13 protein-coding genes are annotated in these 15,185 nt (G+C 43.6%); 10 read left to right on the top strand and 3 right to left on the bottom strand.

The genetic code is table 11. The features are described from left to right. Positions 1 to 409 precede the first annotated feature (409 nt). From SJY39_RS15540 to SJY39_RS15550, 3 genes are all read right to left on the bottom strand, one after another. Positions 410 to 685 (bottom strand): hypothetical protein, encoded by a 276-nt coding sequence (locus tag SJY39_RS15540; RefSeq protein ID WP_010432049.1) that lies wholly within the window; start codon positions 683 to 685, stop codon positions 410 to 412. Positions 686 to 935: 250 nt separating this feature from the next. Then, entirely contained in the window at positions 936 to 2,243 is a 1,308-nt protein-coding gene (locus SJY39_RS15545; RefSeq protein WP_010432046.1) for a cell wall metabolism sensor histidine kinase WalK, read from the bottom strand. Positions 2,244 to 2,279: 36 nt separating this feature from the next. Further along, positions 2,280 to 2,984, bottom strand: coding sequence for a response regulator (locus SJY39_RS15550; RefSeq protein WP_010432042.1), 705 nt, complete (start codon positions 2,982 to 2,984; stop codon positions 2,280 to 2,282). 279 nt (positions 2,985 to 3,263) lie between these two features. On the opposite strand from SJY39_RS15550, the gene SJY39_RS15555 reads away from it, so the two are divergent. From SJY39_RS15555 to SJY39_RS15600, 10 genes are all read left to right on the top strand, one after another. After that, positions 3,264 to 4,361, top strand: coding sequence for a hypothetical protein (locus SJY39_RS15555; protein WP_010432039.1), 1,098 nt, complete (start codon positions 3,264 to 3,266; stop codon positions 4,359 to 4,361). Positions 4,362 to 4,756: 395 nt separating this feature from the next. Further along, positions 4,757 to 5,359: a transcriptional regulator BetI gene (gene betI / locus SJY39_RS15560; RefSeq protein ID WP_010432037.1), complete on the top strand. Its 603-nt coding sequence runs from the start codon at positions 4,757 to 4,759 to the stop codon at positions 5,357 to 5,359. 96 nt (positions 5,360 to 5,455) lie between these two features. Beyond that, positions 5,456 to 6,916, top strand: a complete 1,461-nt coding sequence (gene betB, locus SJY39_RS15565) for a betaine-aldehyde dehydrogenase (RefSeq protein WP_016789971.1) — start codon at positions 5,456 to 5,458, stop codon at positions 6,914 to 6,916. 72 nt (positions 6,917 to 6,988) lie between these two features. After that, a complete protein-coding gene (gene betA / locus SJY39_RS15570; RefSeq protein WP_016793245.1) occupies positions 6,989 to 8,701 on the top strand; it encodes a choline dehydrogenase in 1,713 nt (570 codons plus the stop codon). Positions 8,702 to 8,837: 136 nt separating this feature from the next. Next, complete coding sequence (locus SJY39_RS15575; RefSeq protein WP_016768995.1) at positions 8,838 to 9,815, top strand: choline ABC transporter substrate-binding protein; 978 nt, start codon at positions 8,838 to 8,840, stop codon at positions 9,813 to 9,815. A gap of 71 nt (positions 9,816 to 9,886) precedes the next feature. After that, the gene (gene choW / locus SJY39_RS15580; RefSeq protein WP_010432025.1) at positions 9,887 to 10,729 is read left to right on the top strand and encodes a choline ABC transporter permease subunit; all 843 of its coding nucleotides are present in this window, start codon (positions 9,887 to 9,889) and stop codon (positions 10,727 to 10,729) included. Between the two features lie 2 nt (positions 10,730 to 10,731). Then, a complete protein-coding gene (gene choV / locus SJY39_RS15585) occupies positions 10,732 to 12,003 on the top strand; it encodes a choline ABC transporter ATP-binding protein (protein WP_016787449.1) in 1,272 nt (423 codons plus the stop codon). Positions 12,004 to 12,363: 360 nt separating this feature from the next. Further along, positions 12,364 to 12,846, top strand: a complete 483-nt coding sequence (locus SJY39_RS15590; RefSeq protein ID WP_010432019.1) for a MarR family winged helix-turn-helix transcriptional regulator — start codon at positions 12,364 to 12,366, stop codon at positions 12,844 to 12,846. A 275-nt stretch (positions 12,847 to 13,121) separates the two neighbouring features. Next, positions 13,122 to 14,537 (top strand): coniferyl aldehyde dehydrogenase, encoded by a 1,416-nt coding sequence (locus SJY39_RS15595; RefSeq protein WP_016768999.1) that lies wholly within the window; start codon positions 13,122 to 13,124, stop codon positions 14,535 to 14,537. 54 nt (positions 14,538 to 14,591) lie between these two features. Continuing rightward, a complete protein-coding gene (locus SJY39_RS15600; RefSeq protein WP_010432014.1) occupies positions 14,592 to 15,035 on the top strand; it encodes a hypothetical protein in 444 nt (147 codons plus the stop codon). Positions 15,036 to 15,185 lie beyond the last annotated feature (150 nt).

A 15,185-nucleotide genomic window follows, 5' to 3' on the forward strand; every position in this document is an offset into this window, starting at 1 on the left:
TCTGTTTATTTTTGAACCAATTCACCTTTTTTGTTTATAAAATGATGACACTTTTATTAAGTGTTTATTTTTCAAGAGAATTAAGTTTTTTGCGAAAATTGAACTGTGCCGCAATTTACGTGCGATGGGTTGATAGAAGGATCAACGATTTGGGGAGTTCAGTTTGAACGAAAGACTATTAAGCCGAATTTAAAGGAAATTTTGATAAGGAATTGACGACTTTTGGTCTTATTTTCTGAATTGTTAGTTACAAGAGAGTTAGCCAAGTGGAGCTTTATCTAGCACAGAGCACAAAATAAGTGGTATGAAAAAGCCAGCGACGGATAGTCACTGGCTTAGATTGTTTCAGCTTTCTAAAGCTAGCGTTTAAAGGTACGCAAGCTTTAGCAAGTTGCTGTTTTTTTGGGAATTATTGCTTTTTACCGCCCACTTGAACGTAGTCGATGCCGATAATACGGTTGATGATACCCATAACAGAGCTTGTATCAGAGTTTGTTGAGCGAATTGTTTCAACCGTTGCACCTTCTGGCACTAATTCCATTGCACGATCTTGAGTGTTACCAGGAACTTGGAAACCCACAATATTGAAGCTTTCAGCGTGTGCAGTGTAAACTTCATCGTTGTGACTAATACCTGAACAACCTGCTAGAGAGATAACGCCTAAAACACACAATAACTTTTTCATAAAAATACCTTAAGAATGATTGGGAATTTAGATAGTAAGCCCATGGCTTCAACTGCTAACAAAGTGCGAGTTAACGAGTAACGGTTTACTTTGCTACTACTTAGCAGTGCTGTAATGACAAGCCATAAACGACAGTGTCATGATTATCTAGACTCAATAAGTTTCATTGGGAGATAGCATCTCCCGACCGATGTTGAACATTATTCCAGAGGTGTTTTGTAGTTACTGTATGGGTTTGTCAGCTGAATCGTTACATAGCCGAATTATTACATATCTGAATGGTAATGGTGAATACGGCTCCCTTTAAAGTTTGGCTCTGGCCAACTTCCACGGTTGCGTTATGTTGAGCACAGATCTTATCGACGATAGAAAGCCCCAAACCATGGCCGCTCTTGGCTTTGTTACGCGCTTTGTCGCCAACGTAAAAAGGTTCAAACAGGCGAGCTTGGTGTTCTTGTGCCACGCCATCACCATCGTCATGTACCGCAATCTGTAGTTGATCTTGATGCACGCTAGCCTCAATCGATACCTGTGAACGCGCGAACTTCATTGCGTTACGTACTAGGTTATCTAAGGCTCGGTTAAGCAGCGTTTCATCTGCTAGTATCGAGCTAGGTTGTTCTGGCAGTGATAAGCTGATGTTGAGTTCTGTATCTTTGTTCCAGCGTGTCATCGCATGTTCAAGAAAGTCTCTTATCTCTAATGGCTGTTGTAGGTTTTCGAGGCCAATGCTATCAAGTTTGGCGTAGCACAACAGTTCGTCGACCATCTTTTCCATCTCTTCGGTATCTTCGACAATACTTTCAACGGTGTGTTGTTGCGATTCATTGAGCGGCGTGTCTTTGAGCATTTCAGCTTGCCACTGGATACGAAATATTGGCGTGCGTAGCTCGTGAGCAACGGCATTAGTAAGTGAGCGGTTACTCTCAATTAAGCGATGAATACGGTCAGCCATTAGGTTGAAGGATTTATTGAGTGAGCCAATGGCTATGCCGCTTGAAGTCTCTGCTCGTGAAGAGAGATCCCCTTCCGCAAAGCGTAGGGTGGCGTATTCAAGTTTTTTGACCCGTCGGAAAATAATAACTAGGTGGCATAAGCCGTATAAGATAAAGCTTGCTAGGAAAAACAACCAAATGAGATCATCTTCAAGCTCGATTTTTTGCCGAACGAACGCTTCATTATCAGGTAAGTAATGGTAGGTATTATCACTGCCTGTGAGGCGAAACCATAGATCTCGTTCATCATCGTGAAAGATAAAGGTATTCGGGTTAGTACTGAAGAACTCTGAAACGGGGGTTGGTATTTCATCTTTTGGACTGAACATGACCAGTTTATTTCGTGTGGTTTCGACAAACTGATTTATCGCTTGTTGAGCTGCTTCAAGACCTTGATTTTTAGCGATGTTTTCTATCAGTTGTTGGTGGGCCGTCGCTTCGTAATCTTCCATTACATATTCGTAGTCGGTATTGAGCTGGTAGACAGAAATTTCGTAGGCAACAAGGCCGGTCATAAAGCAAACTAACAGCCCAAGCAGGGACTCCAAATAGATACGTCGCATAATCGCTCTCTTTCATTACGCTCGTATTGAGCGAGGTTAATGCCAGGCGGTCGAAACAAATAAGTAACCTTTCCCGCGAATGGTCTGAATTTTCTCTGCTGGTGTGTGATCGTCACCGAGTATCTTTCTTAGACGCACAACCTTGTTATCAATTGTCCTATCGATCCCGTCATACTCAATCCCGCGCAGTGTTTGGGTTAAATAGTCCCGTGATAACGGTGTATCTGGGTTGCTTGCCAACAACCAAAGTAGATCAAACTCGCTGTCTGTGAGTGACAAAACAGCACCTGCAAGTTCACACTTCTTGTATGTGTTTTTCAGTACGAGTTGATCAAATTGAAGGTTATCAGAGTCATCAATTGAATGAGCCACCGTTTCTTGACGGCGTAATAGTGAACGGACCCTTGCCAGCAAAACTCTTGGTTTGATTGGCTTGGTGACATAGTCATCAGCTCCTGTCTCTAAACCAGCGACATGATCAAAGTCGTCATCGCTAGCGGTGAGCATCAAGATTTTACCTTTATAGTGCGTACGCGTCTGTCGGCAGATTGTCAGCCCATCGGTTACAGGAAGCATTAAATCCAGCAATACGATGTCAGGTTGTTCGGCAAGAATGGTTTGCGCGGCATTACTGCCATCGTCCAGAACCAATACATCAAAATCTTGCGCGACAAAGTAGTCTTGCAACATTTTCTGAAGTTTCAAATCGTCTTCCACGATGATCATTTTAGGTTTTGTCATTCCATTCCCAGCCTTATCGTGTGTTTAGCTTATACGAGATTACGTGAGTGAACCTTGTTTAGTAATTAATCGCTATTGCATATTGAGTCTAATTGCTTCGCGAAAAATACCTGAGATGAATGATTAAACACTTTTTAAGCTAGTTCAATGCTGATATGAAATTAATAGGAAAATAAAAAACAATGTTCAAAAAGAACATACATACTCTTACATTCTCAAGACAGATAATTCGAGAGCTAAATAATAGAATTTCCCTATCAAATATTTTGGGAAAACGGCATGAACCACTATCAAAAGATTTTACTAGCATTACCTTTGATTCTCTTAGCGGGCTGTAATTCAAGCTCTAACTCGGGTAAAGCGGCAAACAAAGTGCAAATGAAACCTAAGGCCGATTATGTATTTTCATCGGCTAAATTGGGTGAGTTATATCAAGAGAGGCAAGATCTCCAAGAATCCATGAAACTCACCTACGATGGTGTGCTGTATGAAAATATTCAGTTTGCTGAAGACATCAGTGATAAGCAAAAAGTGGTAAGGCTAGCAAGTCGCCTAGGTCAGAGCGTTGATCTGTATCTTCCTGATGCAGGAGTCGATGACTGTGCGATTTACAGTGAGGGTAATTTTTATGACTCCTTTGATTGCGGTACTGCGCTGCGCTCTGTTTCTAATGAAACTACGTTAATTCAAACGAGCGCGACCAGTAAAAAAGCGGTTGAGCTTGAGTATCACAATGAGATGTCGCAATACGTGACGAGTCTTGGCTCTACGATTCTGAGCAAAACTAAAAATGGTAACAAAGTCACTATCATTACTTCATTTGCCTTTAACGCATTTTACCGTGATGTACTTCAGAACACTGGTGCTGTTGAGCGAATTACTTCTACTCTTGGGGTTACAACCTATTCGCAGCTTTTCGATATCGTTAAGCTATACCCAGGCAGTGAAATGATCTTGAAATTTAATAACCATATTGGTGGCAGTGCTGATGATGATATCAACATGTACACCGGTCGCATGATCAATAGCAACAATATGACCACAATCGTTACTCCAACGGGTTCGGTGTTCTCTGGCGGCACGGATCTGTTCGCGGCGGGTAACCCACGAGTTTTACAACGAGCAGATACCACCAAAGCCATTGAGCTTAATAAGCAAGTGGGCGTTCATAGCTGGGCTGAGGGTGATAAAACAGCTAAAGAATTCCCATACACCAACGAAAGCCATCGCAAGCAAGCGACCTACTTTAAAAAGGTCATGGGAGACAAAGGGATCGACTTCTACATCTTCACTTTAGATTCTGCCCCTGCTTCGGGTGAACACTGGATGACAAAGGCCGATTCTGACAAGTATGGGTTCATTACACGTATTGAGTGAGCCTAGGTAGATTCATCGCTTTAGATTCAAAGCTCCGTAAAGGTTGATAATGGTTTGGTCATTATCAACCTTTTTTTATGCACTTTTTCACTTTATATCCTTCCTGCATCAAACACTACTTTAAGGTTTTTACTCGAGGTTCTAAATATCGTTAACCTGATTGATTTTTACTCTTTTTCGCTAAAAACTTTCGACCAATAACCATCACACCTCAAATCTTTAATTAATTTCATTAGTGGTCTAAATGATATTTAAGTATATGTTTTAATGGGTATTTAATCGTTTTGAATGCTGTGTTGTTACGGGTTTGTTTTAAATAATCATTTGAACCCTAACTAAATTTCTGTCATTTTATATTTAACTGAACGTTCAATATAAAATAAAAGGACTGAGAAATGCCGAAGGTTGGGATGCCTGACATACGTAAACCACAGCTTGTTCAAGCCACCATGACGGTGATTGACCGAGTGGGTTTACACGCCGCGAGTATTGCGTTGATCAGCAAAGAAGCGGGCGTGTCTACAGGTATCATTAATCACTATTTTGGTGGGAAACACGGTCTGCTCGAAGAGACGATGCGTGAAATCCTTCGCCAATTATCCAACACCATCACGACTTCACTAAAAGCGCTTCCTGTTGATGCTCACCAACAGAGAATAAACGCGATCATCGATGGTAACTTCGAAGGTTACCAAGCCGAAAATAAAGTCGCGAAGGCATGGTTGGCATTTTGGTCCTATTCAATGCATGACCAACAATTGAAGAGACTACAGCGTGTAAATGAAAAACGTTTGATTTCACATCTGCGTCTCGAGTTGAAAGGTATTTTGAGTCATGAACAGGCGGATCTCGTTGCTCACGGGATTGCTTCTCTGATTGATGGGTTATGGCTGAGAGGCACGTTAAACCCTGAAGGTATCGATGCTCAAAAGGCTCGTGCCATCATCAATGATTATCTTGATAAACAACTGACGTTTTACTCGTGTAACACCGCATAGAACGTGGTCGTCGCATTGCAATCATAGTACTTGAACGATAAATACTCACACATAGACCAGCAGAGTCTAATAACAATAATTAAGTCAGAATCTCAAATGGAAATGAACTCGTTATACATCGATGGCGCAGCGGTTAAAGCTACGTCTGGTGAAACCTTTGATAGTATCAACCCGGCAAACGGCGAACCTATCGCAACGCTAGGCCAAGCCTCTTCAGCGGACGTGGATAGCGCTATTGAATCTGCGAAACGTGGATTTGCGGTATGGTCAGCAATGACGGCCATGGAACGCAGTCGTATTCTTTTGAAAGCGGTAGCGATACTTAGATCTCGAAATGATGACCTTGCAAACCTTGAGGTTGTTGACACGGGTAAGCCACTGCAAGAAGCGATTGAAGTAGATGTAGCGTCTGGTGCCGATGTGATTGAATACTTCGCAGGCCTCGCTCCTACACTTCAAGGCGATCAACAACCCCTTAGTGAATCTCAATTTTTCTACACTCGTCGTGAACCGCTTGGCATCTGTGCCGGTATTGGCGCGTGGAACTACCCAATTCAAATCGCGATGTGGAAATCGGCTCCGGCATTGGCTGCGGGTAATGCGATGATTTTCAAACCTTCCGAAGAAACCCCGCTAACGGCACTTAAGCTTGCTGAGATATTTACCGAAGCAGGCCTTCCAGATGGTGTATTTAACGTGGTTCAGGGTGACTACCGTGTCGGCCAAATGCTAACGGCTCATCCAGACATCTCTAAAGTGTCTTTCACAGGTGAAACCGGCACTGGTAAGGCTGTGATGGCGGATAGCGCTAAGACGCTTAAATCGGTGACCATGGAACTTGGTGGCAAATCGCCAATGATCGTGTTTGATGATGCGAAATTGGATGATGCGGTTTCCGCTTCTATGGTCGCAAACTTTTACACCCAAGGTGAAGTGTGTACCAATGGTACTCGTGTTTATGTACACGAAAACATCTACAACGATTTTATCGACCAACTTAAGACACGCACTGAAAAACTGATCATTGGTGATCCAATGGACATGGAGACTCAAATTGGTGCGTTGATTTCTAAAGAGCACCTTTCAAAAGTTCTTGAAGCGATTGAGCTAGCAAAACAGTCTGGCGCAACATTGCTGACTGGCGGTTATCAAGTGACTGACAACGGGCTAGCGAACGGCAACTTTGTTGTCCCAACCGTGTTTGTGGACTGCGAAGACAACATGCCACACGTCCAACAAGAGATCTTTGGCCCTGTAATGTCGGTGTTGAAGTTCACTGATGAAGACGATGTGATTCGTCGTGCTAACGATACTAAGTACGGCCTGGCTGCTGGCGTGTTCACGCAAAACCTTTCTCGTGCTCACCGTGTTATTCATCAAATGCAGGCAGGTATTTGTTGGGTTAATACGTGGGGTGACTCACCTGCAGAAATGCCTGTTGGTGGCTACAAGCTTTCGGGTGTTGGTCGTGAAAATGGCCCAGAAACTCTACTCCACTATACGCAAACGAAGAGCATTCTTATTGAGCTAGGCGATTACGCCAGCCCTTATGCCTAACGCGTAAAACTTAATTCAACAGGCTAGCTTAAAAGAGCTAGCCTCACTGACTCATCTCAGGGAACTTAAAATATGGAACAACGCTACGATTATATTATCGTCGGCGCGGGTTCGGCCGGCTGTGTGTTAGCGGATAGGCTAACGGAAAGCGGTGAACATAGCGTTTTATTACTGGAAGCGGGTGGTACGGATAAGAGCATTTTTATCCAAATGCCAACGGCGCTTTCCTACCCGATGAATACTGAAAAATATGCATGGCAGTTTGATACTCAACAAGAGCCAGGCCTTGATGGACGTGAACTGCACTGCCCACGCGGCAAAGTGTTAGGTGGTAGCTCATCAATCAATGGCATGGTTTACGTGCGTGGTCATGCTTGTGACTTCGACCAGTGGGAAGAAGAGGGTGCTGCCGGTTGGAATTACCAAGCGTGTTTGCCTTATTTTCGCCGTGCTGAATCATGGAACAAAGGTGGCGATCAATACCGTGGCGACAATGGCCCAGTAGGCACTTGTAACGGTAACGATATGGATCTGAACCCGCTTTACCAAGCATTCATTGATGCAGGTAAAGACGCTGGTTACCCGGAAACACAAGACTATAACGGCTACCAGCAAGAAGGCTTCGGCACCATGCATATGACGGTAGACAAGGGAGTGAGAGCCTCAACCTCTAACGCTTATCTGCGCCGTGCATTGAAGCGTTCAAACCTGACCTTGAAGAAAGGCATCGTGGCGCGCCGTTTCTTACTTGAAGCACAAGACTCAACTGGCCAATCAGGTCTGAAAGCAGTCGGTGTCGAGTTTGAAAAGTCAGGCAATACTCAAGTCGCGGTCGCGAACAAAGAAGTGATCTCTTCTGCCGGTTCTATCGGTTCTGTTCAACTGCTGCAACTTTCTGGTATCGGCCCGAAAGCCGTGCTTGAAAAGGCTGGTGTAGAGCTGAAACACGAACTCAGTGGCGTCGGTGAAAACCTACAAGACCACCTAGAAGTGTACTTCCAATACCACTGTAACGAACCCATCACGCTTAACAGTAAGCTTGGTTTAGTTAGCAAAGGCATGATTGGCGCGGAATGGATTCTGACTCGTAAAGGTTTGGGTGCTACTAACCACTTTGAATCATGTGCGTTTATTCGTTCACGCAAAGGATTGAAGTGGCCGAATATTCAATACCATTTCCTACCAGCAGCTATGCGTTATGACGGTCAAGCGGCTTTTGATGGTCACGGTTTCCAAGTTCACGTTGGGCCTAACAAGCCTGAAAGTCGCGGTACGGTTGCGATCACTTCGGCTGATCCGCATGCCAAGCCAGAGATCATTTTCAACTACATCTCGACCGAGCAAGACCGCCAAGATTGGCGCGATTGTATTCGTCTGACGCGTGAGATTTTGTCTCAACCTGCGATGGACGTTTACCGAGGCGAAGAGATTCAGCCTGGTCTAAATATTACTTCCGATGAAGCGATTGATGAATGGGTTAAGCAGAACGTTGAAAGCGCGTATCACCCTTCATGTGGCTGCAAAATGGGGGCTGATAACGATCCAATGGCAGTGCTTGATGAGGAGTGCCGTGTTCGCGGTATTGATAATCTGCGTGTTGTCGACTCGTCTGTTTTCCCAACTATTCCAAATGGAAACTTGAACGCCCCAACCATTATGGTTGCCGAGCGCGCTTCCGATTTGATTCTTGGTAAGCCGATGCTTAAAGAGCAGGATGTTCCAGTGTGGATTGCTCCTGAGTGGGAAAACAAGCAAAGAACAGATAAACCAGTAAGAGAAGTGTAAGTCTCTGTTATTGAATAGAAAATAGAAAAATCAGTAATAATAAAAATAGTAACAACAAAAATTAGTTAAAAGTCAGCAAAATTGCCCTGATTAGTATGAGTTAGGGCAGAACAAGGAAAGATAAAAAGGAATCATTATGACGACTCAACATAAACAGACCGCTACAAAAACGGCATTAGTAACATTAGCCATCAGTTCATTCGCGTTCAGTGCTTACGCTAACGCTTCAGTAGAGCCACAACAATGTGAAAACGTTCGCTTTGCTGATGTGGGCTGGACAGACATTACTGCAACAACCGCCGTTACTTCTGAACTATTAAAAGGCCTTGGTTACAAAACCAAAACCGACCTACTTTCTGTACCGGTGACTTACTCTTCAATGGCGAATGGTGACATTGACGTGTTCCTAGGTAACTGGATGCCAACCATGGAAGGCGATATTGCTAAGTATCGTGAAGCGGGCACTGTAGAGACAGTTCGTGCCAACCTTGAAGGTGCAAAATACACATTAGCTGTACCTAAGTACGTATACGACGCAGGTGTAAAAAGCTTTGCAGACCTAGCAAAACATGCCGACAAATTTAAAGATCGTATCTACGGTATCGAGCCGGGTAACGATGGTAACCGCTTAATCCAATCAATGATTGATTCTGACGCGTTTGGCTTGAAAGACTTCAGCCTAGTGGAATCAAGTGAAGCGGGCATGGTATCTCAAGTATCGCGTGCGGCACGTCGCAGCCAATGGATTGTTTACCTTGGTTGGGCTCCTCACCCAATGAACAGTAATGTTGAAATGGAATACCTTGCTGGTGGTGACGACTTCTTTGGCCCGAACTATGGTGGTGCGAATGTCTACACCAACGTTCGTTCAAACTATTTGTCAGAGTGTTCAAATGTGGGGCAGCTTCTGCAAAACCTAGAGTTCACTCTAGAGATGGAAAACCAGTTGATGGAAGAGATTCTTAACCAGAAAGCTAAGCCAGAACAAGCCGCTCAACAATGGTTAATCAACAATCCACAACAAGTTGAAGCTTGGTTAGACAACGTAAAAACACATAAAGGTGAATCAGCAACTCAAGCCGTTACTGAATACCTAAAGCAAGTAAAAGCTTAGTTCTACCTATCTCAACAGCTACATAAATAATAAAGGTGAGCTTCGGCTCACCAATAATGAAAGGCAATATTGTGAATTTTATTACGGAAAACAAAATCCCTGTCGGACAATGGATGGAAGCTGGCGTTGACTGGTTAACAATCAACGCAGCAGGCTTTTTTGACGCTGTCTCTATCTTTTTAGAAACCGTTATTCTGTTTTTAGTCGATGTATTTAAGTGGATGCCTCCTGCATTACCTATTGTTATTACGGCAGCCCTTGCATGGTATCTACATCGCAAACTGTCTTTGGTGATCTTCGTCGTCGCCGCGCTTCTGACGATCCTCAACCTTGGCTATTGGCAAGAAATGCTGGAAACCTTTGTTCTCGTCTTTGCGGCGACAACGATTTCCGTATTAATTGGCGTACCGGTTGGCATTATGGCGGCTCACCGTCCTTGGCTATACACGCTGTTGCGCCCGATCTTAGATTTAATGCAGACCGTTCCAACCTTCGTTTATCTGATTCCGACTTTGGTTCTATTTGGCTTAGGTATCGTTCCAGGCTTAATCTCGACCATTATTTTCGCGATAGCCGCGCCGATTCGTTTGACCTATTTGGGGGTGACTAAAGTCCCTGAAGAGTTGATTGAAGCGGGTAAAGCCTTTGGTGCAAGCCGCATGAAGTTGTTGTTAAAAGTAGAACTTCCAGCCGCGCTTCCAAGCATCATGGCAGGCGTAACGCAGTGCATTATGTTATCACTTTCTATGGTAGTGATTGCGGCTCTTGTTGGTGCTGACGGCCTGGGTAAACCTGTGGTTCGAGCGCTAAACACAGTGAACATTTCACAAGGCTTTGAAGCCGGACTGGCGATTGTACTGGTCGCTATTATTCTTGATCGCTTGTGTAAGACACCAAACCAGAAGGAAGCTTAATCATGTCTTTAGTAAATAACGCTATGTCTCAAGAAAGCAAAGCCGTACCTCAAGAACATAAAGCGAATTCTCAAGAGCAGACTGCAGTGGACGCGATTACCATCAAAAACCTTGATGTCGTGTTCGGTAATAAAGCCAATCAAGCACTTGAACTTCTAGACCAAGGTAAAACTCGCCAAGAGATTATCGATGAGACTGGTCAAGTTGTTGGTGTGGATAATGTGTCGTTGACGGTTAAAGAGGGCGAGATATGTGTATTGATGGGTTTGTCGGGCTCGGGTAAATCTTCACTGCTTCGCGCTGTAAACGGTTTGAATGAAATTAGCCGAGGTTCTTTAGCAATCAAAGATGGCGATAAACTGGTGGACTTAGGCGAGCAATGTGACGAAGCGACTCTTCGTCACTTACGTACTCACCGCGTATCAATGGTATTTCAAAAGTTTGCACTGATGCCTTGGTTAACCGTGTTAGATAACGTGGCATTTGGTCTTGAAATGCAAGGCGTAGCCAAAGATGTTCGTCGTGAAAAGGCGCGTGAACAGTTAGAGATGGTTGGTTTAGCTGAATGGGAAACCAAATTCCCTCATGAGCTTTCTGGCGGTATGCAGCAACGTGTTGGTTTGGCGCGAGCGTTTGCGATGGACACAGACATTCTGTTGATGGATGAACCTTTCTCCGCGCTTGATCCACTGATTCGAGCACAGCTTCAAGATGAACTGCTTACATTGCAAAGCAAGCTTAATAAAACGATTTTATTCGTGAGCCATGACCTTGATGAAGCGTTAAAAATTGGTAACAACATTGCGATCATGGAATCGGGTCAACTGATCCAACACGGAAAACCAGAAGAGATCGTATTAACGCCAAAAACCGAATACGTAAAAGACTTCGTTGCCCACACCAACCCATTGAACGTACTTAAAGGTCGTTCATTAATGCAGCCTCTTGGATCATTGACACAAGAGAATGACAGTTGGAAGATCTGTGATGCAAAAGATCTATGGATTGAACTGAATGAAGGTATTTTATCTGTAAAAGGTGAATCCGCTTTGGCTCTTGTTAAGTGGAGTGAGTCTGATGACTTGACCGCAATCAACGCGTCGAGTGTTGTGGTGGCAAGCCCAGAGATCGGTATGCGTGATGCCATTAAGCTGAAACAGATCAGCAATCATCCCATTTTGCTTGTCGAAGACGATCTGTTGGTCGGGATCTTGGACAACAGTGAGTTTTACAGCGCTCTTACAGGTAATTTTCAACTTAATAATGCCGCTTAATGGTTTGAGTTGAGATAATTTGTTCTCTAAGAGATAAAATAGGTAGTGAGACAATGGTAATCTCTCTACCTATTTGATTATAAAATCTTTTTCTCTACCAATGTTTGTGATTTTGGTTACTTTTTTCTTTGTTATATAAATAAAAATCGGCTCTTATTGAGCAAAAGTGTTGGTCTGCGCAGATTCAGATGCATAGAAAAGATTGAGAATAGTATGAACATCAGTACAATGCGGAAAATTAATGAAGTAATTTATCAATTTACAGTGTAATTCGAACGCACCTGACTCAAGAGTTCAGGACATTTCATTGCTTCGATACTGTAAATCCACTCACAGTATATTAGTACAAAGGTCTGCATCTTGGACAAACATGACGAAATCCTGGTCGCTATTCGCCAAATTATTCGCGCTATCGATTTACACTCGAAAAAGCTGAGTAAAGAGTATGGTTTGACTGGCCCTCAATTAATCTTAATGAGAGCAATCCAAGAGATGGGTAATGTGACGATCAAAGAGTTGTCTAATCAAACTAATGTGAGTCAAGCAACCACGACTACAATCATCGATCGCTTAGAATTGAACGGCTATGTACAACGAGTACGTAGTGAATCTGATCGACGCAAAGTACACGCAAACCTGACTGAAAAGGGTCAAGAGTTGTTGAGCAATGCACCACCGCCGCTACAAGATAACTTCGTGAAAAAATTCCAAAACCTTGAGCCGTGGGAGCAAAGTTTACTGCTTTCTTCGATGCAGCGAGTCTCATCTATGATGAACGCAGAAGATATCGATGCTGCTCCAGTACTTCAACTTGAAGGCATTGCGAACGTAGCCAAGAGCTAACGTTAGTTTTAAATTGTATATTTAAAACAAAAACTTAAAGAATTATCAAATGGTCGCATTCAGCGGCCATTTTTGATCCCGCCATTCAAAATCTTCTAATTATCCCTCAGTTATTAGTTACGTATTTTTATTTAAACGCCCCTGATCTATTCCCAGCTTTTGAATGCCTCTTTTCTGGTATTCAAAAACGTATTGACGATTCTCTGACAATAAACTTGTGGACCGACCGGTTTGTTTTGGATTATTGTGTGCTTATATTAACCACGAGGTGATGTATGAAACATGAATTGACGGCTACACAAATGACAGAGACGTTGAAGAATATGCAGGACGCTTTTGCAGATGATCCGATGCCCACTGTGCCGGTGAGAATAGAACAGTTGCTTGCGCTGAAATCTGCTCTCATCGATTACACAGACCGTTTGTGTGTCGCGGTAAGTGAGGACTATGGTCACCGCAGTCGACAAGACACATTGGTGGCTGACATATTGCCTTGCATCGGGAATATTAATTACAGCATTGAGTGTTTGCCTCATTGGTCGACATCTTCGATTCGTCATTCGGGCCCTTTGCTTTCAACTTCTCGTATTGAAGTAGTTTATCAACCTAAAGGCGTGGTAGGGATCATTGCCCCGTGGAATTTTCCAATTATGCTGTCGGTTGGCCCGCTTATATCGGCTCTGGCGGCAGGCAATCGCGCAATGATAAAAATGAGCGAATTTACCCCAGAAACAAATCAAGTATTAAGAGCACTATTGGCGGAAGTTTTTGATGCTGATGAGGTGTGCTTGGTTGAAGGTGAGGTAGAAATCGCAGCCGCATTTTCGGCATTGCCGTTTGATCATCTTCTGTTTACGGGGTCAACCCAAGTGGGTCGCCAAGTGATGAGGTCAGCGGCTGACACGCTAACTCCAGTCACGCTAGAGCTAGGCGGTAAGTCACCGGTTATCGTTGCAGAAGACATGCCAATTGATATCGCGGTTGAGCGAATCATTTATGGTAAGAGCCTCAATAACGGGCAGGTGTGTGTGGCTCCTGACTATGTATTGCTACCTGAAGGGAAAGTTGAATCTTTCATTCAAGAGTATAAAAAACAGTACCAATTGCTATTCGATGAAGGGGTGTATTCCGAGAGTTTGACGTCCCTAATCAATCCTCGTCAATGCGACCGGATAGTGGGTTTGTTGAATGAAGAACGACAAGCTGGAACGCGAACCGTCGCTTGCCATGACGAAGCGATGGACTTAGATAACCACCGCTTGGTGACGCACCTGATTGTTGAACCAAGCCTGTCATCCAAGGTGATGAACGAAGAGATTTTCGGCCCACTATTACCCTTGATTACGTATCGCAATATCGAAGAGGCGCTCCAAGTCATCAATAGCAAACCAAGGCCGTTAGCACTCTACCTGATGAGCTTTGATTTGAGTTTACAGGGTCAGGTTAAGCACCAAGTTCATTCCGGCGGAATGTGTATCAATGACTGCGTTTTCCATTTAGCCGTTGATGATGCGCCGTTTGGTGGCATTGGTGAATCAGGGCAGGGTAATTATCACGGTAAAGAAGGTTTTCTGACTTTCTCTCATGCAAAAACAGTTTTGGAAACGGGCTTAGATCATCGAGTTAAGCATCTGTTTTCAAGAGAAGACAACGAATTAAAAGCAGCTGTGATGAGCATGCTAGGCAAGTAAGTTATACCTGATATTACGTTATTCATTATTAAAAATTTATATAAGAGGCTATTTATGTTGGAACGTTTTTTTGAAAGAACCATAAAGTCGTATTTGATGATCACGGGATTCTTGACTGCCACTGCTTTTTCCACCTTTCTGGCACCGGACTGGAGCATGCAGACGTTGTTCTCGTACAACGATACGATGTTGGAAAGTAGCACGTATTTGATGGGCACATATCAGCACTGGGGCGTTATGGTCGGTTGTATCGGCATATTGTTGATGGTCTCGGCGAAGTACAAATCGCTGCGTACTTCGACTATGATTTACAGTGCATTTGAGAAGTCGATGTTTGTGGGCATATTCTTATACAACGTATGTATCAACGATTATGAGTGGTTTTACGGTTGGAGCGGTGTGTTTGCGCTCGATGGATTTGTGACTGTCTACTCTTTAGTTTACCTGTACTACTACCTCACTAGAGACAAAAGCAAGGTGCCAGCTCATCTTCGTTAATAGTTAATAGTTAATAGTTAATAAGTTGCTCATGGTGAGTCAATGACACTTATTTAATGATCACTCACTAACTTATTACTACAGCCCGCATTTGCGGGCTTTTTTCGTTTTGGGGCAATGATCCATAAAGATCTTAATTGACATATCTTT

This window comes from Vibrio sp. R78045 (assembly GCF_042466085.1).
In the GTDB taxonomy this organism is placed as follows: domain Bacteria; phylum Pseudomonadota; class Gammaproteobacteria; order Enterobacterales; family Vibrionaceae; genus Vibrio; species Vibrio cyclitrophicus.